General features: G+C 63.6%; 18 protein-coding genes and 2 riboswitches. Of the genes, 15 read left to right on the top strand and 3 right to left on the bottom strand.

Going from position 1 to position 23,477, the window contains the following annotated elements:
- Positions 1–214 precede the first annotated feature (214 nt).
- The 10 genes from B0E50_RS10070 to B0E50_RS10025 all read left to right on the top strand — a co-directional run bounded on the left by B0E50_RS10070 (position 215) and on the right by B0E50_RS10025 (position 15,317).
- A complete protein-coding gene (locus tag B0E50_RS10070; protein WP_139350826.1) occupies positions 215–838 on the top strand; it encodes a hypothetical protein in 624 nt (207 codons plus the stop codon).
- Positions 835–2,424 carry an XVIPCD domain-containing protein gene (locus B0E50_RS10065; RefSeq protein ID WP_077441067.1) on the top strand — a complete coding sequence of 530 codons (1,590 nt, stop codon included), beginning with the start codon at positions 835–837 and terminating at the stop codon, positions 2,422–2,424. Before B0E50_RS10070 ends, B0E50_RS10065 begins: the two co-directional genes overlap by 4 nt.
- Positions 2,425–2,617: 193 nt before the next feature.
- Complete coding sequence (locus B0E50_RS10060; RefSeq protein WP_077441066.1) at positions 2,618–4,327, top strand: type IV secretory system conjugative DNA transfer family protein; 1,710 nt, start codon at positions 2,618–2,620, stop codon at positions 4,325–4,327.
- Positions 4,328–4,514: 187 nt separating this feature from the next.
- Positions 4,515–5,885, top strand: coding sequence for an FAD-linked oxidase C-terminal domain-containing protein (locus B0E50_RS10055; RefSeq protein ID WP_077441065.1), 1,371 nt, complete (start codon positions 4,515–4,517; stop codon positions 5,883–5,885).
- A gap of 12 nt (positions 5,886–5,897) precedes the next feature.
- Positions 5,898–6,485 carry a uracil-DNA glycosylase family protein gene (locus B0E50_RS10050; RefSeq protein ID WP_077441064.1) on the top strand — a complete coding sequence of 196 codons (588 nt, stop codon included), beginning with the start codon at positions 5,898–5,900 and terminating at the stop codon, positions 6,483–6,485.
- A 385-nt stretch (positions 6,486–6,870) separates the two neighbouring features.
- Positions 6,871–8,148: a nucleoside permease gene (locus B0E50_RS10045; protein ID WP_077441063.1), complete on the top strand. Its 1,278-nt coding sequence runs from the start codon at positions 6,871–6,873 to the stop codon at positions 8,146–8,148.
- Positions 8,149–8,190: 42 nt separating this feature from the next.
- The gene (gene dusB / locus B0E50_RS10040) at positions 8,191–9,177 is read left to right on the top strand and encodes a tRNA dihydrouridine synthase DusB (protein WP_077441062.1); all 987 of its coding nucleotides are present in this window, start codon (positions 8,191–8,193) and stop codon (positions 9,175–9,177) included.
- A gap of 123 nt (positions 9,178–9,300) precedes the next feature.
- A riboswitch (cobalamin riboswitch) is annotated at positions 9,301–9,509 on the top strand.
- 197 nt (positions 9,510–9,706) lie between these two features.
- Positions 9,707–11,998 carry a 5-methyltetrahydropteroyltriglutamate--homocysteine S-methyltransferase gene (gene metE / locus B0E50_RS10035; protein ID WP_077441061.1) on the top strand — a complete coding sequence of 764 codons (2,292 nt, stop codon included), beginning with the start codon at positions 9,707–9,709 and terminating at the stop codon, positions 11,996–11,998.
- Between the two features lie 263 nt (positions 11,999–12,261).
- The gene (gene metK, locus B0E50_RS10030; protein WP_077441060.1) at positions 12,262–13,461 is read left to right on the top strand and encodes a methionine adenosyltransferase; all 1,200 of its coding nucleotides are present in this window, start codon (positions 12,262–12,264) and stop codon (positions 13,459–13,461) included.
- 191 nt (positions 13,462–13,652) lie between these two features.
- The gene (locus B0E50_RS10025) at positions 13,653–15,317 is read left to right on the top strand and encodes an APC family permease (protein WP_077441350.1); all 1,665 of its coding nucleotides are present in this window, start codon (positions 13,653–13,655) and stop codon (positions 15,315–15,317) included.
- A gap of 40 nt (positions 15,318–15,357) precedes the next feature.
- Here B0E50_RS10025 and B0E50_RS10020 read toward each other — a convergent pair whose 3' ends face one another.
- Genes B0E50_RS10020 through B0E50_RS10010 form a run of 3 tightly spaced genes read right to left on the bottom strand, consistent with a single transcriptional unit; the run spans position 15,358 to position 18,743 of the window.
- The gene (locus B0E50_RS10020; RefSeq protein WP_077441059.1) at positions 15,358–16,485 is read right to left on the bottom strand and encodes a homoserine dehydrogenase; all 1,128 of its coding nucleotides are present in this window, start codon (positions 16,483–16,485) and stop codon (positions 15,358–15,360) included.
- Positions 16,482–17,669: a cystathionine gamma-synthase gene (gene metB, locus B0E50_RS10015; RefSeq protein ID WP_077441058.1), complete on the bottom strand. Its 1,188-nt coding sequence runs from the start codon at positions 17,667–17,669 to the stop codon at positions 16,482–16,484. Before metB ends, B0E50_RS10020 begins: the two co-directional genes overlap by 4 nt.
- 42 nt (positions 17,670–17,711) lie before the next feature.
- Positions 17,712–18,743 carry a homoserine O-succinyltransferase gene (locus B0E50_RS10010; RefSeq protein ID WP_077441057.1) on the bottom strand — a complete coding sequence of 344 codons (1,032 nt, stop codon included), beginning with the start codon at positions 18,741–18,743 and terminating at the stop codon, positions 17,712–17,714.
- Positions 18,744–18,828: 85 nt separating this feature from the next.
- A riboswitch (SAM riboswitch) is annotated at positions 18,829–18,944 on the bottom strand.
- 401 nt (positions 18,945–19,345) lie between these two features.
- Here B0E50_RS10010 and B0E50_RS10005 point away from each other — a divergent pair.
- From B0E50_RS10005 to B0E50_RS09985, 5 genes are all read left to right on the top strand, one after another.
- Positions 19,346–20,074 carry a 2OG-Fe dioxygenase family protein gene (locus tag B0E50_RS10005; RefSeq protein WP_077441056.1) on the top strand — a complete coding sequence of 243 codons (729 nt, stop codon included), beginning with the start codon at positions 19,346–19,348 and terminating at the stop codon, positions 20,072–20,074.
- A gap of 125 nt (positions 20,075–20,199) precedes the next feature.
- On the top strand, positions 20,200–21,393 hold the full coding sequence (locus B0E50_RS10000) for an acyl-CoA desaturase (protein ID WP_077441055.1): 1,194 nt from the start codon (positions 20,200–20,202) through the stop codon (positions 21,391–21,393).
- 150 nt (positions 21,394–21,543) lie between these two features.
- Entirely contained in the window at positions 21,544–21,900 is a 357-nt protein-coding gene (locus B0E50_RS09995) for a DUF1304 domain-containing protein (protein ID WP_077441054.1), read from the top strand.
- Between the two features lie 38 nt (positions 21,901–21,938).
- Positions 21,939–22,613, top strand: coding sequence for a M24 family metallopeptidase (locus B0E50_RS09990; protein WP_077441053.1), 675 nt, complete (start codon positions 21,939–21,941; stop codon positions 22,611–22,613).
- 225 nt (positions 22,614–22,838) lie between these two features.
- Entirely contained in the window at positions 22,839–23,285 is a 447-nt protein-coding gene (locus B0E50_RS09985; protein WP_077441052.1) for a hypothetical protein, read from the top strand.
- Positions 23,286–23,477 lie beyond the last annotated feature (192 nt).

The raw sequence follows: 23,477 nt of genomic DNA, 5'->3' as shown, positions 1-23,477 counted from the left end.
GACCCGTCTTGAATCAATACGCCGCCATCAGTTTTCTCGTTACGTGCTTACCGGCAACGAACAATGTGAACGGTGTCGCTCAATTGAACGATGGAATTCATATAACCATGTACATGTATATGTACGTTAGTGACGGCGATGCCGGCAACCCTGCTTGTTTTCCCCTGTCCCGTCTGCAGCCAGCCGCTGCAGCCTCAAGAACCGAGCAGATCATATGAGCCGAACCACCATGCCGACTCGCCTGACCTCCTCCCTGATCCTGTCCTTGGCTCTGATCACTTCTGCCTGTGGGTCCTCCATGAAAACGCCCGACATCAAACAAAACCCGCATCCCAAAATGCGCTACGAAATCACCATGACGATCGACGGGGCCCCGGGACCATTTGATTCGGTAACCGCCTTCGTGCAGTACAAGGTGTCGAATGATCGGTGCGTACCTCTGCAGCCCATCAGTGGCGCCACCCTTGCACCGGAAGACAGCGTGCCACTTGACCTCACCAAGATCAGCGACAAGGTCTATACCGGACATCTTTATGTCGACCTGTTGCAAGACGAGGACTACTACGGCCTGGGCGTTTGCCATTGGGAAGTGGTGGCTGCCACGGCAGTCCTGCAAGTCAAGAACGTAGGTTTCAGCCCCGGCTTGTTCAAGGCTGATGTCCTGGCACAGAGATCTGCGACTCGTTATTTTTTGGAACGCGACTATTTCGATGCTCACGCGGGCAAAGAAAACATGTTCCCATCTGATCCAGGCGAATCCAGCCCGTCCGTCTACAAAGCCGAATTTCAGGGGCATTTGTTCTCGGCCACACTCGTTGCCAAGGAAGATTTCCTATGAGCATCGACACAGAAACTTATGCCCTGCTGTCCCAAGACTCCTACAACACTCACAAGCCTCATCAAGTCGTCACGATCGCCGGAGTCGATTACAAGGTTCTAGATCAGACAAGCGACCCGGTCACGGGCTATCAGGGTGTCGCGTACAGGCGCGACGATACTGGCGAAGTTGTGATCGCTCATCGTGGCACGGAGCAGATCATTCGCGACGGTGTTCTGACAGATGGTGGCATGGTCTTCACCGGAACCAATCTGCAAACCCATGACGCCATGGCATTCACCCAACGCGTGATCGAAGAGGCAAAAAGAAAATCCGAAGAAAGGGACCAACCACTCAACGTCACCGTCACCGGCCACTCCCTTGGCGGCACGTTGGCCGAGATCACCGCATACAAATACGGGCTGCATGGCGAGACTTTCAATGCCTACGGCGCTGCCGGGCTGATGCAGGGCATCCCCGAAGGTGGCCATCAGGTGATCGACCATGTTCGCGCCACCGATGTGGTCAGCGCGGCCAGTCGGCACTTCGGCACGGTCCATATCTATGCGACGCAGGAAGATATCGATCACTTGCAGAAGGCAGGCTATCGCGACGACGGCACCCTCTTGACCCCGCGCAACCCGCTCAAGGCGGTCGATCTCGGCGCCCACGGGATCGACAATTTCGTGCCCGACAGCAAACTCCTTGGCCACTCGATCATCAGTCCGGAAAACGAGGCGCGCTACCGCGCACATCACGGCATGATCGATCGTTACCGCAGCGATGTGCTGGATTTGCGCACGGGATTATCGGCTACATGGGAAGTGCCCATAACGGTAGGCGAGAAAATCATCGAAGGTGCGCAGGTTATCGAGCATGGGGCCCAGCACGTTACTCACGTGATTGGAGAAAAAGGTTCGCAGGCGGCCCATGCTGCCGAGCGTGCCGCGCAGGCCGTGGTGGTCGAAGCCTCCTATGCCTATGAAGCCACCCGCCAAGGCATCGTGCATGGCACGCAGGCGACCGAGCATGTGATCTCGCAGGGTGTGCACGCCGCAGAACATGCCGTCTCGCAGGGTGTCCACGCCACCGAACATGTAGCACACACCCTGGCCAATGACGCTTCGCAGGCCTGGAACACACTGAGCCATCCGGGCTCGTGGTTCGACAGCAAGCCAGCTGCATCGCCAACCACCTCACCACGCCTGGACCAGACTGCACACCCGGATCACGCGCTCTATGAGCAGGCACGCAGCGCCGTACATCGACTGGACGCCACGCATCAACGCACACCGGATCAGCACAGTGACAATCTGGCTGCAGCCCTGGTCGTGGCCGCCCGACGTGACGGATTGAGCCAGATCCATCATGCGGTACTCAGCGATGATGCCTCTCACACCTTTGCTGTGCAGGGTGAGTTGAACTCACCGCTGCGGCAATTCGCCCATGTGCAAACTGTGCAGGCGATCAATACGCCGATTGAACAGAGCAGCGTTGCCTGGCAACAAGTAGCGTCGTCGAGACAGGAGCACGCGCAGACGCAGCAACCCGTTTCGCACCTCCAGGAACAACAGGCCCAACACACCCATCCCGCGGCGGGCATGTAGGACCTGGTTGCATGGCGACATGTGGCGCGGATCGGGCAACTGAACGCTGGCATGCGGACCATGCCGGATATGCCGCGATCGCATTGCCCAGCCAACCCGTCATCACGATGCGTGGTCCAGGACGTATCGAAAATCGCGTAACTTCTCCAAGATCCGGTTCCCGTTCGGGGACATGAGCACAGGGCAGTGTTCCATGAGCAAAGGTAAATGGTATTGGGTAAGCGGCTCCCTTCTTGCCGCCCTGGTGGCAGGTGAATATTTTTCGGGCTTTCTGAGCCTGCTTTTCCTCAAGTTGAATTCGAATCAACTCGGATGGGATACCTATTGGGATTATCTGCGCGCACTGGATATGCCGCAGGTACAAGCCTATGCCGGCCGGATCAAAGCCGCGGGCTATATCGGCTTCGGCTTGCCTATGGCTGGCTGGCTGGCTTTGCTTTACTTCCTGGCAAGAAAGAAGAAGCCGTCACTGCACGGTGATGCGCGTTTCGCCAGAGCAGCGGACTTGAGCAAGCACGGCATGTTCAAGGCAACCGACAACGGCATCCTGGTCGGCAAGTTCAAGGGCGAGCTGGTCAGGCTGAGTGGGCAGCAGTTCGTGATACTCGCCGCGCCGACACGCTCGGGCAAGGGCGTCGGCGTGGTTGTACCGAACCTGCTCGAATATCAGGAATCGGTCGTCGTCCTGGATATCAAGCAGGAGAATTACGAACTGACCAGCGGCTGGCGCGCCAGCCAGGGGCAGGAGATCTACCTGTTCAACCCGTTTGCCGAGGACCGCCGCACCCATCGCTGGAACCCGCTCAGTTACGTGTCGAAAGACCCCGCGTTCCGGGTTTCGGATCTGATGAGCATCGCGGCCATGCTTTACCCGGATGGAGCGGATGACCAGAAGTTCTGGGTCAGCCAGGCACGCAATGCGTTCATGGCCTTTACGCTGTTTCTGTTCGAGAAGGAGGAATACGACGAGAAGCGGAGCGTGCCTTTGCAACTCCGGGACAAGCCGACGCTCGGGGCCGTCTATCGGCTCTCATCCGGTGACGGTTCCGATCTGAAGCAGTTCTATCAGTTGCTGGCCCAGCAGCCCTTCCTGAGCGGCAACGCACAATCCGCGTTTGCCAATCTGCTGTCGCAGGCGAACGAGACGTTCGCCTCGATCCTCGGCTCGTTCAAGGAACCCCTGAACGCATGGATCAATCCCGTGCTGGATGCGGCCACCAGCGACGACGACTTCCTGCTGACTGATGTGCGCAAGAAGAAGATGACGATCTACATCGGCATCCAGCCGAACAAGCTGGCAGAAAGCCGGCTTATCGTGAACCTTTTCTTCAGCCAGCTGATCAATCTGAACACCAAGGAATTGCCGCAGAACAATCCGGCGCTGAAGCATCAATGCCTGTTGCTGATGGATGAGTTCACCTCGATCGGAAGGGTGGAAATCATCGCCTCGGCGGTGGCGTACATGGCCGGCTACAACATCCGCCTGCTGCCCATCATCCAGAGCATGGCCCAGCTGGACGCCACATACGGGAAAGACGTCTCGCGCACCATGATCACCAATCACGCCCTGCAGATCGTCTTCGCGCCGCGCGAGCAGCAGGATGCCAACGACTACTCCGACATGCTGGGCTACACCACCGTGCGCAAGCAGAACATAACGCGCGGGCGAACCCGTGGAGACGTCTCGCGCAGCCATTCGGAGGAACGTCGCGCCCTGATGCTGCCGCAGGAACTGAAGGCCATGGGGACGGAGAAGGAGGTCTTTCTGTATGAGGGCATACCTCATCCGGTGATGTGCGAAAAGATCCGCTATTACCAGGACAGGTATTTCACGGCGCGCCTTCTGCCAAAGGTCGTGATACCCATGCTGGCCATGCAGGGAACCTCGAAAACCACGTCATGACGTCATTCATGCGAAGACCGGAATCGCTCTGAAATTAATAGAGCGGAGCTGGTTATTCACTGGTACCTCTTCCTGCAACGCGATTCCGGTCTTGACCGGAATGACGACCGGGTTGCGCGAAGTACCCTGTTGGCATGCCCTCATGCATGCAGCGGGCCCACCATCGGTTCGGCGCTAGACTGGTCATATGACGCTGCCATCCGCCCTGCTCGACAACCTTCGCGCCATCTTTGCCGCCGATGCGCTTGCCATCGGCGAAGCCGAACGGATTGCCTACTCGTACGACAACTCGCGCCTGCATGCGTTGCCCGATGCGGTGGCGTTTCCCACCGAACATGCGCAGGTCGAGGCGTTGGTGCAGGCCTGTCGTGCGCACAAGGTGCCGGTGATTGCGCGCGGGCGTGGCAGCAATACCACCGGCGCCACGGTACCGGTGGACGGTGGCGTGGTGGTGAGTTTCGAGCGGATGAATCGCATCCTGCGCATCGATCCGGACAATCGCCTCGCGGTGGTCGAGCCGGGCGTGTTGAATGGCGACCTGCAGCAGGCGCTGGCGCCACACGGTTTTTTCTGGCCGCCCGATCCGTCGTCCGCACCCTGGTGCAGCATTGGCGGCAACCTTGCCTGCAATTCGGCGGGCCCGCGCACGGTGAAATATGGCAGTCCGCGCGAGAACACGCTGGGCCTGCGCGCGGTCGCCGGCAGCGGCGAGGGTTTCCGCTGCGGCACTTACACCAGCAAGGGTGCCACTGGTTACGACCTGACCCGCTTGCTGATCGGTTCGGAAGGCACGCTGGCGCTGATCACCGAGGCCACCCTGAAACTCACGCCGAAACCGTCGGCGGTGCGCACCTTGCGTGCCACCTATCGTGATGTCGGCGCAGCGGCACGCGCGGTGGCGCGGATCATGGCGCAGCCGGTGACGCCGTGCGCGCTGGAGTTCATCGACGACGTGGCGTTGAAGCTGGCGCATGCGCATGGCGGCGACAGCGTGCCGCTGGCCGGCGCGATGCTGATGATCGAAGTCGATGGCGAAGCGGAGACGCTGCCTTCGGCGGTCGCTGCCGTTTCACAGGCTGCGCGTGGTGACGGCCTGGAGGAGCTGCGCATCGCCGAAAGCGCCGCGGAGACCAGCGCGCTGTGGTCGGCACGCAAGGCGCTGTCGCCGGCGCAACGGACGATTTCGCCGAACAAGATCAACGAGGACGTAGTGGTGCCGGTGAGTCACCTGCCCGAGCTGGTCGATGGCATCAAGCAGCTGTCGGCGAAGCATGACGTGCTGATCGTCACCTTTGGCCACGCGGGCAACGGCAACCTGCACGTGAACCTGCTGCCGCGCGACGACGCCGAACGCGATCGGGCGCATGCCTGCCTCGCCGAGGTGTTTGCGCTGGTGATCCGGCTGGAAGGCACGCTTTCCGGCGAGCATGGCATCGGCATGGTCAAGCGCGAATTCATGCCGTTGGCCTTGTCCTCGAACACACTGGGCCTGATGCGCAACATCAAGGCTGCCTTCGATCCGGACGGCATCCTCAATCCGGGCAAATTGCTGCCTTGATCGGGAGTCGACATGTCTGATCGCCTCGGCCCATTGCTCACCGAAATCCGTGCCTGCCGGATCTGCGCGGCGCATCTCCCGTTGGGCCCGCGACCGGTGCTGCAGGCATCGTCGACTGCTAGGTTGCTGATCGTCAGCCAGGCGCCGGGGCACAAGGTGCACGAGACCGGCATCCCGTTCAACGACGTCAGCGGCGAGCGCTTGCGCGAGTGGCTGGGCATCGATCGCGAGACGTTCTACGACGCCAGCCGCATTGCAATCGTGCCGATGGGTTTCTGTTTCCCCGGCACCGGGCGAGGTGGCGACCTGCCGCCGCGGCCGGAATGCGCACCGACCTGGCATCCACGACTGTTGCCGCTGCTGAAACAGGTTCGGCTGACCCTGGTGATCGGGCAGTACGCGCAGGCCGGCATCCTCGGCGTGCCGCGTGGCACGCGCCTCACCGACACCGTGCAGGGATGGCGCGAGCATCTTGCGCACGGCCGGCTGCCACTGCCGCATCCGAGCCCACGCAACCGGTTGTGGCTGGTGCGCAATCCGTGGTTCGAGACGGAGCTGCTGCCGGTGCTGCGCGAGCGCGTAGGCGCTGCCTTGGCTTGAAGCGCCGCGAGTGGAGCGACTTCAGTCGCGGCCAGCCCCATGCAGGCCGTTACCTTGCGGTCGCGGCTGAAGCCGCTCCTACACAGGGCGCACAGCAATCCGGTTTCTTGTGGAACGCGCCCCGTGCGCGATGCTCTTCGCACGATTGACACCAGAGCATCGCGCACGACCGTAGGAAGTCCCCTCTTGTGGACAGGGTGGGCTCCTACCAATAAATTCGGGGTGCTCGCGATGGGAGCGACGGATGATCTTTGCGGCTGGTGACGGATGGTCGCTGCAGCGCGCCTTGCCGGTTCGCCGCAGCTTCCTCTAACCTGCCCCGGCTGGTGGCCACGGGGCAGTTCCCTCGGCTGCGTCAGGGGACATACATGCCGGATACCTGCCCGTGAATCTGAAGCTTCGCCTGATCGTGATGAACTTCATGCAGTACTACATCTGGGGCGCCTGGTTGCTGACCATCGGCACGTGGTGGTTCCAGACCTTGCACTGGTCGGGCACCAGCTTCGGCGCGATCTTCTCGACGATGGGCATCGCCTCGCTGTTCATGCCTTCGCTGGCGGGCATCGTGGCGGACAAGTGGGTCAATGCCGAACGCCTGTACGGGCTGTTCCACATCCTGGGTGCGGCGGTGTTGCTCGCGATTCCGTTTGCAAACGATCCGCAGCAGATGTTCTGGGTGGTGCTGCTGTACATGTGTTTCTACATGCCCACCATCTCGCTCGCCATCGCGGTGGCGTACAACGCGCTGAAGCAGGATGGGCTGGACGTGGTGAGTACCTATCCACCGATCCGCGTGTGGGGCACCGTCGGCTTCATCGCCGCCACCTGGACAACCAGCCTGCTGGGTTTCAAGGCCTCCGCCGCGCAGTTCCACGTGGCCGCGGGCGCTTCGCTGCTGCTGGGCCTGTACGCCTTCACCCTGCCCAAGTGCCCGCCGAAGCTCGATGCTGCGCACAGCCGCAGCGTGATGGATCGGCTCGGCCTCACCTCGTTCGTGCTGTTCAAGAACCGCAACATGGCGGTGTTCTTCATCTTCGCCATGCTGCTGGGTGCGGCGCTGCAGCTCACCAACGCCTACGGTGACGCCTTCCTCAGCGACTTCGTCAAGGTGCCGGCCTACGCCAACCTGCTGACGGTGAAGTACTCCACCATCATCATCTCCATCTCGCAGTTCTCCGAAACCGCGTTCATCCTCACCATCCCGTTCTTCCTCAAGCGCTTCGGCATCAAGGCGGTGATGACGATGAGCATGCTGGCCTGGGTGCTGCGCTTCGGCCTGTTCGGGCTTGGCAATCCGGCCGGCGGCCTGTGGATGATCGTGCTCTCCTGCATCATCTACGGCATGGCGTTCGACTTCTTCAACATCTCGGGCTCGCTGTTCGTGGAGAGCCAGGCCGACCCGAAGATCCGCGCCAGCGCGCAGGGCCTGTTCATGCTGATGACCAATGGCGTAGGCGCGGTGCTGGGCAGCCTGATCGCGGGCTGGATGATCGACCGCTTCTTCACCAACCACGCCTGCGACGACACCGTCGCCATCTGCAAGGACTGGCACGGCATCTGGCTGGCCTTTGCCGGATATTCGCTGGTCATGGCGCTCCTGTTCGTGCCGCTGTTCAGGCACAAGCACCAGGCGCAGCCGCTGCGGCTCCTGCCGACGCATTGACACCGCCGGGCTCGCAGCGGCCCGGCCGGCTACAATGCGCGGATGCGCATCGGCCCTTACCTCATCGACCCGCCCGTGGTACTCGCTCCGATGGCGGGTGTCACCGACAAGCCGTTCCGCCTGCTGTGCAAGCGGCTCGGCGCGGGGCTGGCCGTGTCGGAAATGACCAATGCCGATCCGCGCCTGTGGCATACGCGCAAATCGTTGCAGCGGATGGACCACGTCGGCGAACCCGAACCGGTGAGCGTGCAGATCGCCGGCTATGACCCGGCCATGCTGGCCGAGGCGGCACGTTTCAACGTCGCCAACGGCGCGCAGCTGATCGACATCAACATGGGCTGCCCCGCCAAGAAGGTCTGCAACGTGTGGTCGGGCTCGGCCCTGCTGCAGGACGAACCGCTGGTGGCGCGCATCGTCAAGGCCGTCGTCGATGCCGTCGAGGTGCCGGTGACTTTGAAGATCCGCACCGGCTGGGATCGGCAGAACAAGAACGCACTGAACATCGCGCACATTGCCCAGGACAACGGCATCGCGGCGCTGGCCGTGCATGGGCGCACTCGCGCCGACAAATACGAAGGCGACGCCGAGTACGACACCATCACGGCGGTGAAGGCAGCCGTGCGCATCCCGGTGCTGGCGAACGGTGACGTCAGTACGCCGCAGCAGGCGCGCCACGTACTCGACATCACCGGTGCCGATGCACTGATGATCGGGCGTGGCGCGCAGGGACGACCGTGGATCTTCCGCGAAATCGCGCACTATCTGGCTACCGGTGAGCTGCTGCCCGAACCGGGACCGACCGAGGTCGGCACGATCCTGCTGGGCCATCTCGAACAGCTCTACGCGTTCTATGGCGAACTGGCCGGCGTGCGCATCGCGCGCAAGCACCTGGGCTGGTATGCCAAGGATCGGCCGGAAAATGCCGCATTCCGGCAGGTCGTCAATCGCGCCGAATCGGCCGAGGCGCAGCTGCGCCTGACCCGCGACTACTTCGCCGCACTCGCCGCCGGCGAGCAGCTGGCCGCCTGAGCCACGATCGCCCTGCGTGACCGCCGGTCGATTCGATCGTTAGCGAGCGGTCAATTGGCAGCAAGCCGACTCGCTGCTCCTGCATCACCTGACCCTGGTTTGACTTCGGACGTCCATACGGCTAATTTTCGCCACGCTGATGGTAATTATCTCTTCATGCGAATAAAGAGATAACTCAAGGGAAGCCGGTGTGAATCCGGCGCTGCCCCGCAGCGGTATGTGGAAACGACCTCCGTTACATGCACTGGACGTGATGCGCCCGGGAAGCGACGGACAGTAGGCCGAGCTGTACGTCCACGAGCCCGAATACCTGCCTCAGCCGGAAGCGTGCGTTTGCGCTTCTGTCCGACCTGGCGTTTCCGCGGGGGAACACCGGAGCCAGTGCGCTGCCTGTCGCCATGTGCGGCAGACGCGCTGGTTTCGCTTGCCCTGCGGCAGTGCCGGCTCGCCCGCGGGGGCGAAGGTCAAAGGCACAGCGATCATGCTGGTCACCCTTCGTTCCTCTTTGCCCATTGCAAGAGGAATTTTCATGTCACTCGTTACCTATTCAGGCTTTCCGCGCATCGGCCTCAAGCGCGAACTCAAGCGCTCGCTTGAATCACACTGGCGCGGCGAAATCAGTGCAGAAGCACTCTCCGACACCGCCAGCATGCTGCGTCGACGGCATTGGCAGCTAGCCAGGGACGCTGGCGCCAATGTCGTGCCGTGCAACGATTTCAGTCTGTATGACCATGTACTCGACACGGCCGTGTTGTTTGACGCCATCCCGTCACGCTATCGACCGGTGTTCGCCAAAAATCCCCTGGACTGCTATTTCGCGATGGCTCGCGGACACAAGCGCGACGGCCACGACCTGCATGCGCTGGAAATGACCAAGTGGTTCGATACCAACTACCACTACCTGGTGCCGGAACTGGAGACTGGTCAGCGTTTCGCGCTCAACGGCGACAAGCCACTCGCCGAATTCCGCGAAGCGCAGGCACAAGGGCATCAGGCGCGACCGGTGCTGCTCGGTCCGGTTTCATTCCTGCTGCTCTCCAAGACGGTCGACGGCAGCGACCGCCTGGACTTGCTCGATGCGCTGCTGCCCGTCTACATCGAATTGCTTGGACAACTGGCTGACGCCGGTGCCGACTGGGTGCAACTGGACGAGCCTTGCCTGGTGCTCGATCAGGACGGCGATGACCACGCCGCCTATCGGCACGCCTATGCGGCCCTGGCCCCAGCGCATACGCCACGGCTGCTGCTGGCGAGCTACTTCGGTGCCTTGGGCGACAACCTGAAACTGGCGACTACGCTGCCGGTGGATGGGCTGCACATCGATCTGGTGCGTGCGCCGGAACAGCTCGACAGCGTGCTGGATGCGCTGCCGGCCAGCCACATCCTCAGTGTCGGCGTGGTCGATGGGCGCAACATCTGGCGCAGCCAGCCCGAGCGCGTGTTACCGCTATTGCACAAGGCACAGGCGCGCATCGGCAACGAACGCCTGTGGCTCGCACCCTCCTGCTCGTTGCTGCACGTGCCGATCGATCTCGCGGCGGAAACCGCACTCGATCCATCGCGCCTCGCGCCCATGGCGTTTGCCCGGCAGAAAATCGAGGAGCTGCGGGTATATGCCGACGCACTCGCCGGGCTGCCGGAAGCCGATGCCGCGTTGGCGGCGCAGCAGGCCCTGCTGACCGCACAGGCGCAAGCGCTTGGCGTCATCGACACCGGGGTTCGCAGCCGCCTGCGCACGCTCAACCCGCAAGCGACCTTGCGCCGCTCCGGCTATGCCATACGCCAGCTGACACAGTCCGAGACCTTGGCATTGCCGCCGCTGCCCACCACCACGATCGGCTCCTTCCCGCAAACCGACGAGTTGCGCAAGGCACGGGCCGCCTATCGTGCCGGCAAGCTGGACGATGCCGCCTACAACGCCCTGCTGGAAGCCGAAGTCGAACGTGTGGTGCGTTTCCAGGAACACATCGGTCTGGACGTCCTGGTGCACGGCGAGCCCGAACGCAACGACATGGTCGAATACTTCGGCGAGCAACTGGACGGCTATCTGTTCACCAGGCTTGGCTGGGTGCAGAGCTACGGTTCGCGCTGCGTGAAGCCGCCGGTGATCTATGGCGACATCGCCCGCCGCGCACCGATGACCGTGCACTGGTCGAGCTATGCGCAATCGCTGACCGAAAAGCCGATGAAGGGCATGCTGACCGGCCCGGTGACGATGCTTCAATGGTCGTTCGTGCGCGATGATCTGCCGCGCGAGACCGTCTGCCGGCAGATCGCGCTGGCCTTGCGCGACGAAGTGCATGACCTGGAAGCCGCCGGCATCCGCGTGATCCAGATCGACGAGCCGGCGCTGCGCGAAGGCCTGCCGCTGCGCCGCAACGAATGGCCAAGCTATCTGGCATGGGCGGTGGAATGCTTCCGCATCACCGCCGGCGGCGTGCGCGACGCCACGCAGATCCACACCCATATGTGCTACTCGGAGTTCAACGACATCATCGATGCGGTGGCGGCGATGGATGCCGATGTGATCTCGATCGAGACCAGCCGCTCGCGGATGGAATTGCTCGACGCGTTCGTGCGCTTCCGCTACCCCAACGGCATCGGTCCGGGCGTGTACGACATCCACTCGCCACGCGTGCCTGAATCCGCCGAAATGCTCGACCTGCTGCACAAGGCGCTCGACGTACTGCAACCGGACCAGCTGTGGATCAACCCCGATTGCGGGCTGAAGACCCGTGGCTGGCCCGAGGTGGAACTGGCGCTGCGCCACATGGTTGGCACCGCGCAGCAGTTGCGCAGCGAACTGGCACTCCCCGCGTAACCGATCGAACGCCTCCCTGCCGTGACAGGGAGGTATCGACGGGGAGCGCCACCTCACCCGTTTTCACCAATAGCCGTCAAAGCTGCCGCCCCTGAAAAACCGCACTGTCACATGGATACGGCACCCTGACAGCCGTCCAAACGGCTGAACATGCGCCTAACCTTGCGGGCGCCAGAATCGGCCCGGGCTGCAAAACCGGGCGCGGCGATGTATCATGTCGGGCTTCTTTATCTCTCTATCCGCACGAAAGGATATATACCGCGATGTCCAACTACCTGTTCACCTCCGAATCGGTCTCCGAAGGCCATCCGGACAAAGTCGCCGACCAGATCTCCGACGCCGTGCTCGACGCGATCGTCGCGCAGGATCCGCGTGCCCGTGTTGCCTGCGAAACCATGGTCAAGACCGGCGTGGCGATCGTCGCTGGTGAAATCACCACCGATGCATGGATCGACCTGGAAGCGATCACCCGCAAGGTCATCGTCGACATCGGCTACGACTCCAGCGACGTCGGCTTCGACGGCGCTACCTGCGGCGTGATCAACCTGATCGGCAAGCAGTCGCCGGACATCAACCAGGGCGTGGACCGCAAGAAGCCGGAAGAACAGGGCGCGGGCGACCAGGGCCTGATGTTCGGCTACGCCACCAACGAAACCAAGGACATGATGCCGGCGGCGATCTACTACTCGCACCGCCTGGTCGAGCAGCAGGCCAAGGTCCGCAAGAAGAAGAACTCGCCGCTGCCGTGGCTGCGCCCGGATGCCAAGAGCCAGGTCACTTTGCGCTACGAGAACGGCGTGGCCACCGCCATCGACGCCGTGGTGCTGTCGACCCAGCACGATCCGGACGTGAAGCAGAAAGACCTGATCGAGGCCGTGCGCGAGTACATCCTCAAGCCGGTGCTGCCGGCCAAGTTGCTGCACAAGGGCACCAAGTTCCACATCAACCCGACCGGCAAGTTCGTGATCGGCGGACCGGTGGGCGACTGCGGCCTGACCGGCCGCAAGATCATCGTCGACACCTACGGCGGCTGGGCTCGTCATGGTGGCGGTGCGTTCTCCGGCAAGGATCCATCCAAGGTCGACCGCTCGGCCGCCTATGCCGCACGCTACGTGGCTAAGAACATCGTCGCCGCCGGCATTGCCGACCGCTGCGAGGTGCAGGTCAGCTATGCGATCGGCGTGGCGCATCCGACCTCGATCTCGGTCACCACGTTCGGCACCGGCAAGATCAGCGACGAGAAGATCGAGAAGCTGATCCGCAAGCACTTCGACCTGCGCCCGTACGGCATCCTGCAGATGCTCGACCTGATCCACCCGATGTACCAGCAGACTGCCAGTTACGGTCACTTCGGCCGCACCCCGCACCAGATGAAGGACGCCAACGGCAACGCCTTCACCGCGTTCTCGTGGGAGCTGACCGACCGCGCCGAGGCACTGCGCAAGGACGCCGGGCTGAAGTAAGCCCGCGTTGCTGCGTTACATGGAAACGGGCCGCCTCGAGCGGCCCGTTTCCGTTTGGCGAGAACTCCAGGCGCGGCATCGTACTGGCCGGTCAGCGCTGGCGGGTGTGACCAGTGACGGGTGACATGGGGCGAGTACTCTGCAACCATCGAGCTCTTTTGGCGCAACTGGCGCCCGTACAGGAGCTCTGCATGTCCTCATCCAGTCCGATCCGCCGCGACGTCGGCCCATTCGCCCTGATGCTCACCGGCCTGGGCTCGATCATCGGCTCCGGCTGGCTGTTCGGTGCGTGGAAGGCCGCCGGCCTGGCCGGCCCGGGTGCGGTGTGGGCCTGGGTGCTGGGTGCTGCGATCATCATGACGATCGCGCTGACTTACGCCGAACTGGGCGCGATGTTTCCGGAATCCGGCGGCATGGTGCGCTACAGCCACTACTCGCACGGTTCGCTGGTCGGCTTCATCGGCGCGTGGGCGAACTGGATCGCGATCGTTTCGGTGATCCCGGTCGAGGCCGAGGCTTCGGTGCAGTACATGGCCTCATGGCCCTGGCAATGGGCGCACGATCTGTACATGCACATGCCCGACGGTCACGGCGAGCTGAGCGTGATCGGCCTGTCGATCGCCGCCGTGCTGGTGATCATCTATTTCCTGCTGAATTTCTGGAGCGTGAAGCTGTTCGCGCATTCCAATACGGCAATCACCGTGTTCAAGCTGGTGGTGCCGGCATTCACTGGCGTGGCCTTGATCGCCAGCGGTTTCCATCGCGAAAACTTCTCCGTCGGCATTCATGGCGGCTCGCACGCCACCGATTTCGCGGCGATCCTCACCGCGGTCGCCACCGCCGGCATCGTGTTCAGCTTCAACGGTTTCCAGAGCCCGGTGAATCTGGCGGGCGAGGCGCGCAATCCGGGCAAGAGCATCCCGTTCGCCATCGTCGGCTCGATCCTGCTGGCCACCGTGGTCTACATCATCCTGCAGGTCGCCTATATCGGCGCGGTGCCGCCGGATCTGCTGGCCAAGACCGGCTGGCACGGCATAGACTTCCGCTCGCCGTTCGCCGAGCTGGCGATCATCGTCAACCTGCACTGGCTGGCGATGCTGCTGTACATAGACGCGTTCATCAGCCCCAGCGGCACCGGCATGACCTATACCGCCACCACCGCGCGGATGATCTACGGCATGGAGCGCAACGGCACCTTGCCGAAGATACTCGGCCGCGTGCATCCGAAGTGGGGCGTGCCGCGTCCCGCGATGTGGCTGAACCTCGCGGTGTCGTTCCTGTTCCTGTTCTTCTTCCGCGGCTGGGGTACGCTGGCAGCAGTGATCTCGGTGGCGACGATCATTTCCTACCTGACCGGTCCGGTCAGCGTGATGACGTTGCGCCGCACCGCACCGGGACTGCACCGCCCGCTGCGATTGGCTGGCCTGCCGGTGCTCGCCGGCATCGCCTTCATCATGTCGACCGAGCTGCTGTACTGGGCGAAGTGGCCACTCACCGGCGAGATCATCCTGCTGATGGTAGTGGCACTGCCGGTGTACCTGTACTACCAGGCCAAAAGTGGATGGCACGACTTTGGCCGCCAGATGAAGGGGGCCTGGTGGCTGGTGTGCTATCTACCGACGCTGGCTTTCGTCTCGTGGGCCGGCAGTACCACCTTCGGTGGTCAGGGCTACCTGTCCTACGGCGTGGATCTGGGCGTGGTCGCGGTGATCGGCCTGGCGTTCTATCTGTGGGGCGTGAAGTCCGGCTGGCGCACGCCGTCGGTGGAAGCGGCGCAACTGGAAGCACACATCGATCCGAACGCACCGCTGGTGCCGCCGGATGAGGAAACTTCCGAACGCATCACCGGGCATTGAGTCCCGGCCCGTATCGCGCACCGGGATTTGCCACACGAATTCAGGCCAGCGCGAGCACGTCACCCAGCAAAGCCTGCGCGGTCACTTCCGGCCCTGCGCCTGGTCCCTGGATCACCAGCGGCTGCGTGTTGTAGCGGGTGGTGGTGAGGGCGAACTGGTTGTCGGTGCCATACAGGCGCGCGGCGGGATGGGTCAGCGGCACTTCGACCAGACCGACGCGGGCGCGGCCGCGCTGGTTGAGACGGGCCAGGAAGCGCAATACGTTGCCACGGGATTTCGCTTGGGCATGCAGCTTGGCGAGCGGCTCGTCCAGTTCCTCCAGTCGGGCCAGGAAGGATTCCGTATCCAGCGCACGCAACGGCTCGGGCACCAGTCCCTGCACATCCACCTCGTCGGTGCCCAGCGCGAAACCTGCATTGCGGGCGATGATCAGCAGCTTGCGCGCCACGTCCTCGCCGGAAAGGTCCGAGCGTGGATCGGGCTCGGTATAGCCGAGCTTGCGCGCTTCAGACAGCAGCGCGGAAAACGGGCGGCTGCCGTCGTACTGGTTGAACAGCCATGACAGCGAACCGGAGAACACGCCTTCCAGCGTGAGTAGCGCATCACCGCAGCTGCGCAGGCGACGCAGGGTGGACAGTACCGGCAAGCCGGCACCGACCGTGGCCGAATCGCCGTAACGACCGCCGTTGACGACCGCCGCCTGCAGCGCACGCCAGCCGGGCAGCTCGCCGCCAGCCAGCGCCTTGTTTGCGGTGACCACATGATAACCACGCCCCAGCCACTCGGCGTGACGCGATGCCAGCGGCGCACTGGCGGTGGCATCGACGATGACCTTCACTGCCGCGCCACTGGCATCCAGCGCCGCCAGCAGGCCGGCGTTGTCGCGCGCATCGCCCTGGCTGTTGTTCAATTGCTCGCGCAGGTTGCGGTTGGCGAGGCTGGCCGCAACGGTCTGCTGCCGACGTGAATTGGCCGCGCCTACCAGTCGCACACTGACAGCGGCAGGCGTGTTGAGCAGCTTCAGCAGCGCGCCGCCGACCACGCCGGTACCCAGCAGCACGATCGCGATGGTTGTTGTAGCAGCGGCTTCAGCCGCGACCACCGTACGCAGCGCTGTCGCGACTGAAGTCGCTCCTGCAGTGGCATCAACATCCAGCACCGCGCTCATGCGATCACCCGGCGTTTCGATTTGTCCACGACGCTGGCGCGCAGCAGGGCCGCATCGAGATCACGCAGCAGGTCATCGCCATCCTCGATGCCCACCGACAGCCGCAGCAGGCTGTCGGCGATGCCAGCGGCGCGGCGCGCCTCCACTGCCATCGCCGAATGCGTCATCGATGCCGGATGCGCGATCAGGCTTTCCACACCGCCGAGCGACTCGGCCAGCGAGAAATACTGCAAGCCGTCGACGAAAGCCTCGATCTGGGTCACGTCGCCTTCCAGCTCGAAACTGAGCATGGCGCCAAAGCCTTGCTGCTGGCGCGCGGCCAGGGCATGGCCGGCATGGCTGGCGAGGCCGGGGTAATACACCTTGCGTACGGCCGGATGGGCATCCAGCTGCGCGGCAATGCGTTCGGCATTTTCCTGGTGCTGACGCAGGCGAACCGACAAGGTACGCAAGCCGCGCAAGGTGAGATAGCTGTCGAACGGCGCGCCGGTGAGACCGTTGCAGTTGGCCCACCATTTCAGCTGCTCGAACACGGCCGGCTCGCGCGCCACCACCGCGCCACCGACCACATCACTATGGCCATTGATGTACTTGGTGGTCGAGTGGACCACCACGTCCGCGCCGAGCAGCAACGGCTGCTGCAGTGCCGGCGACAGGAAGGTATTGTCGACCACCACCAGCGCGCCGACCGCATGTGCAGCCTGCGCCACGTGGCGAATGTCGGTGATCCGCAGCAAGGGGTTGGATGGCGTCTCCACCCAGACCAGCGCAGGCTTCTGCGCCAAACCAGTGGCGAGCGACACGCTGTCGGTCAGGTCGGCGAACTCGACGCTGAAACGACCTTTCTTCGCCCACGCATCCAGCAAGCGCCAAGTGCCACCGTAGCAATCGTGCGCAGCCAGCACCTTCGCCCCGGCTGGCACCAGTTCCAGCGCCAGCGCCACCGCCGACATGCCGCTGGAGGTCACCACCGCGCCGGCGCCCTGCTCCAGCTCCGCCAGCGCATTGCCGAGCAGGTCACGGGTGGGATTGCCGCTGCGCGAATAGTCGTACGGCCGCTTCCCGCCCAGGCCTTGAAAGCTGTAATTGGTCGACAGGTGCAGTGGCGGCACCACCGCGCCGTGCTGGGTGTCGCTTTCGATGCCGGCGCGCACGGCGCGGGTACAGGGGGCAGACTCGCTCATGATGGATCTCCGGCTCTTGCTTGCAATGAATGAGGTCGTGAATCAGGCCAGCGCTTCGCGCAACAGCGGCGCGAGCTGCTCGGGTTCCTTGAGGAAGGCGTCGTGGCCGTACGGCGACTCGACCACTTCCAGCGTGGCCGGGCCATGCAGGCGGCGCTGCAACTCGCACAGGTCGGCCAGCGGCACCAGCCGGTCGGACGGGAAACCGATCAGAGTGGCCGGCGTCGGAATCTGCTCCGGCGTCACGTCATGCAGGTCGATCGATTCGGATAACGCAAGGAAGCGATCCGCATCGAAGCGCTCGACGAAGCGCCGCCCCTGGTGCTCCAGATAGTCCTCGACCGGGAAATGGAAGCGCTCGTCGCGCCATTCAGGCCCCCCGGCAAAGCGCCGGCCGAATTCACCGCTACCACGGTAGGTGGTGATCGCCAGCTGGCGCGCCAGCGCCAGCGCCTCGTCGACCCGACCGGTCGACTGGCCGAGCCGCACGATGCCGCGCTGCACGCTGCGCTGCGCGGTAGCCAGCGGATGGGGTCGGTGCGCGCCGGCCAGCAGCAGCAGCCGATCGACGCGGCGCGGATGACGCGCCGCGAAGGCCAGCGCCACCATCGCGCCGTACGAGGAACCGACGAAGGCATGCGCATGCGGGATCGCCAGCGCCTGCAGCAGCGCGGCCAGCGCATCGGCCTGATCCTCGCTGGATACCGAGTCGACGCCCAGCTCGGCCGGGGTCAACCAGTCGATCGCCAGCACGCGCCAGCGATCCAGATCGATCGCCGCACCGGTGCCAACCAGCGTCTGCCACCAGCCCGGAGTGCTGTCGCCGTCCAATGCGGTGATGTCGCGACTCGCCGAGATGCCACCCTGCACGATCAGCGTCGGTGCATCCGGCGCGCCGCACCACAGGTAGCGCACCTCGACCTCGCGCGGGCCGCTGCCGTATTTCGGAGTGAGCTGCAGCCGCCGCGTACTGCGCTGAGCGGTCAGCTGCGGTCGCGCGTGTCGCGACTCCAGACCATCGACAAACCCTGCCTGGCTGGTCTCGATATAGCGTGTTTCGGGCAGGAAGGTCATCTCGCTCTCCGGTAGGCATCGCCCTGCGCAGTACCGGAAAGGTCGCCATATCCGGAATCGGCAGCGGATAGCTGCGTACGGATGACGCCCATCTACCGGTCAGTGCCGAAGCACCTCCGCAGGAGTTGGCACCGTGGCGGAAACGCTCCGCAGGTTGCCCCGGCTTCAAAGGGCCTGTCCCTCAGCCGGTCTCGATGAGTGAAGCGGATATTGAACGTCTCTACATCATGTGTCAATAGACGTCTAAACATCTAAACGTATATATACCCTTTCGTCATATGAATCATGCAGTGGTCACGGATGCGTCACAAACGGCCTCCTGGCTCTTCAAGCCGTCATTCGGGGGATTTCATGAACCCCGAACCCGGCAATACCATCCCGACCTCACCGGCAACCCGTTCATTTCCACGGCTGCGCCGGCAGCCATGGGCAGGGAGCCCAGCTCCCGAAAAGCATGGCCTGGCTTGCCGCGTTCGTTTCGCGCCGGCTACAGACAAATTCGACGGCAGTAACACTCGACTACCCGCCTCATGGACGAACTGACACCATCTGCCTCCTGTCGAACCAGCGCCGCTTCAGCCTAGTCCTGCTAACGTATTCGCATGCCCTCCTCTCCCGATACGTCCACCCTGCACAACCAGCTGCAGCACGATGGCTTTGCCTTCGCCACCGCCGAGCACATGCGTGACCTGCTGCAGGCCCCGTCGGCGCTGAGCGACTGGGCTGTCTTCGCTGCCAGCTGGAATGACCTGGCACCCGACACCTACCTCGCCACGCGCGGCCGCTACCGCCGCCGCCGCCATGCCGTGTTCTCTGCCGACGCCACTGGCGAAATCCGTCGCGAGCCGCACCAGCCGCACTACCAGAGCCTCAACTACAACCCTTTGCAAGGTGACATCCAGCGCTGGTTTGAACCGGTACATCCGACCACCGCTGACGGAACCAGCCTGCATCGCATCCTGGCCTTCAGCCGGGAACTGTTCGGCACCCTGGCGCCGGCAACCCGTCGCTGGCATATCGAAGTGCACCAGTTCCGCATCGAGGCCCGCGCCGACGAAGCCGGTGAACCGACCCCGGAAGGCGTGCACCGCGATGGTGTCGACTATGTGCTGGTGCTGCTGATCGATCGCAGCAACATCGAGAGCGGCACCACCACCATCCACGCCCACGACGGCACCTTGCTGGGCAGCTTCACGCTGACCCATGCACTGGACGCTGCCCTGGTCGACGATGCCCGTGTCTACCACGGCGTTACCGCGGTGACACCGCTCGATCCCACCAAGCCGGCACACCGCGACGTGCTGGTGGTGACGTTCAAGGCGGCGAACTAACCCGCGCCGCCAGCACCAGCTTCTCACTGGTGCCAGCAGGCAGGCCCGCTTTCGCGACGGCGGCCAACATTCCTGTTACCTACGATCACGTAAGATGAATGTCTGATCATTCGCCAGGCCATGTCATGTCCCTCGATTCATCACATCGCGGGGACTCCTCTGCCGACTCGCTACCAGCTGATGCCCATGCTGATCGATTGGGTGAGCGGCTGAAGTTCAGCGGTGACAATTCGTTCCATCGCGAACTGCGGCGCCGCGTCGATGCCGAGTTCAAGCACAGCGGCACCCGCCAGCGCGACAGCGCACAGATGTATCTGAAGACGACAGTCATCCTCGCCACGTTCGCGCTGGCCTATGTCGCGCTGGTGTTCTTTGCCGGGACGTGGTGGCAGGCACTGCCGTTGGCTCTCGTGCTGGGCGCGGCAATGGCCGGAATCGGCTTCAACATCATGCACGACGGTGGCCATCAGGCGTATTCGGAGCGCCGCTGGATCAATCGGCTGATGGCGATGACGCTGGATCTGGTCGGCGGCAGCTCGTACATCTGGCAGTGGAAGCACGCACGCTTCCACCATACCTGGGTCAACGTCGCCGGCCACGACAGCGACATTGACCTTGGCGTGCTTGGACGCCTCTCGCCCCAACAGCCGCGGCGGACCTGGCACCGCTGGCAGCATATCTATCTGTGGGTGCTGTACGGCGTCACCGCGATCCGCTGGCATCTGTATGGTGACTTCCGCGACATGATCACCGGCACCATCGGCGAACGTCCGTTCGCGCGCCCGCGCGGCGGGGATCTGGTTGTGTTCTTGGTCGGCAAGCTGGCGTTCTTCACCCTTGCGTTCGGACTGCCGCTGGTCTTCCATTCGATCGGCGCCGTGCTGCTGTTCTACACGGTGACCGCCGCCGTCGCCGGCGTGCTGCTGGCGCTGGTGTTCCAGATGGCGCACGTGGTGGAAGAAGCCGCATTTCCCGTACCCAAGGAAGGCGGCCAGCAGATGGACACGCCATGGGCGATCCATCAGCTGGAAACCACGGTGGATTTCGCACGCGGCAACCGCGTACTCGGCTGGCTGATCGGCGGCCTGAATTTTCAGGTGGAGCACCACCTGTTTCCGCGCATCTCGCACGTGCACTACCCACAGGTCGCGCGCGTGGTGGAGGACACCTGCCGCGAGTACGGTGTGACCTATCGCGAGCATCGCACGTTCGCTGCCGGCATCGCCTCGCACTATCGCTGGCTGCGGCAATTGGGCAGGCCGGTTGTCGCCGCCACGATTACTCCCACGCTGACACCCGCATCTGTGCTGCGCGGTTGAACGTGTCACAAACACCTCGCAAGCGACAAATCGCATATCCGCGCTAGCAACCGCGCCAGCGTTTGCGATGCATCGAAACGGCTGCGACACTTCACGGCACGACGCCGGAGCACCTGGCGTTGCCACTCGCCTTCCTGGGGAACCTGCGTCATGTCCATCGCCGCCAATGTCGTGATCGCCCTGATTGCCCTGATGCACGTGTGGTTCCTGATCCTGGAAATGTTCCTGTGGACCAGGCCCTCCGGTCGTCGCGCATTTGGCCTTACCGCGGAATTTGCCGAACAGTCGAAGGCGCTGGCTGCCAACCAGGGGCTCTACAATGGCTTCCTTGCCGCAGGACTGGTCTGGGGCCTGTACCTCGGCAGCACCGGCTTCGGCGTGAAAGTGTTCTTCCTCGGCTGTGTGCTGGTGGCCGGCATCTTCGGCGGCCTGACCGCGAGTCGGAAGATCCTGTGGATTCAGGCGCTGCCGGCGGCGCTCGGGTTGGCGCTGGTCCTGCTGGCCTGAGCCTGCGCGGCGCCGCACCCTCAAGATTCGGACTGCGCATGACGACCAACCCGCGCGAAGCTGTCGGCACCCGTTTCGACCCCATCCTGATGCAGCGAGCCCGCGAGCGTAGCTGGGCTGCCCTGCAAGGCATCCGCGAGTACATGCAGCCGGGCATCAGCGAGGACGAGGCAAAAGCCGCCGCGGACGAGGTGTTTCGCCGGCTAGGCTTCGAGCGTTTGTGGCATCCGACGTATATCCGCATCGGATCGAACACCACCAAGACCTATCGTCAGCGCTCTGACCCGAACGTGCGGCTGGGCGAGAATGACAGTTACTTCATCGACCTCGGACTGGTGTTCGACGGGCATGAGGGTGACGTCGGTGACACTTTCGTCATCGGCCACGCACCGGAACGCCAGGCTTGCGCAGACGCGGCGCGGGCACTGCTCCGGGAAGTCGCTGCGGCATGGCGCACACAGGGGCTGAGCGGCCAGGCGCTCTATGCGCTGGCCGGTGAACGTGCCCACGCGATGGGCTGGCGACTCAACCACGCGATCAAGGGCCATCGGGTCAGCGACTTTCCGCACGCCGTGCACAAGGCCGGCGACCTGGGCGACCTGGATGGGCCTCCAGCCAGCGGGCTGTGGATCCTGGAGATCCAGATCGCGCACCCAAGCGAGCCGTTCGGCGCATTCCATGAGGACATGTTGAGCCTGGACACCCCGGACTGACGCCATCACCCGGCAGAATGTGACGCCACGGGTCCGCATGGCGCTCCCGGCGGACGATCGCCCCCGACCAGACTCCGACTTGCCCAACACCGAACCAGCCCCGCAACCTCACCGTTTCACCGGGAAAGTCGCGCGTCCGACGCAATTTCCGCATGGCTGGCACCGCTCTTGCTCGGACTTTCGTCAACGGGCAGCGGATCGACGCATTCCGCGGAGGATTGGCACATGCTGGCGAATACAGAGATTCCGTACAAGGCAGTGGACCGGTTTGCATCCACCTTGCGGACGTTTCACGAACACGCCGGCGCCATCGCCTCAGGCAGGGCCGAAGGCGATGCTTTCACCTGGTTTCTCGCCTCCGAGTACGAGTGGGAAATGGAAATGGCCTGCACGTGGCTGGTCGAATCACCGGAAAGCCGCCTGTCCGATGCCGAGAAGGCCACACTGAGCCACTTCCTCGGGATCATGCCCGAGGTGAGGGACGCGATCGTTGCCGGCCGGAAGCAGGCTTCAGACCGGGGCCTGCAGTCCGCGGAGCCCGAGTGGGCCGACTGGCTGGAAATCGCCGCCCTGCCGAGCTGGAACAACTTCACCGTGCGTACCGCCATCCTGCTGAGCCAGCTGGGCAGCCCGGCCTGGAACGACACCCACTTCGACGCCGATCAGGGCTGAGGCGGCCGCCGACGCCCTGAAACCGCGCGCAACAGCCGGCAGGACAATCCGGCCACGAATGGCCGCGCGAACAAGGCCATTCGCACCAGCTAGCCGATGGCCATGTCGAAACCGCGCGAATCGATGGGGCATCTCCGCGCGCCGTCACTGCCGTGCGCCGTGCCCGGCACGGGAGTCTGACGGCTTTATCGG

Origin of the sequence: Rhodanobacter sp. C01, from assembly GCF_002001045.1 — a bacterium.
Taxonomy (GTDB): Bacteria; Pseudomonadota; Gammaproteobacteria; order Xanthomonadales; family Rhodanobacteraceae; genus Rhodanobacter.
Note: the sequence above shows the minus strand (reverse complement) of the source record. Positions and strands in the feature narration are given on the sequence as shown.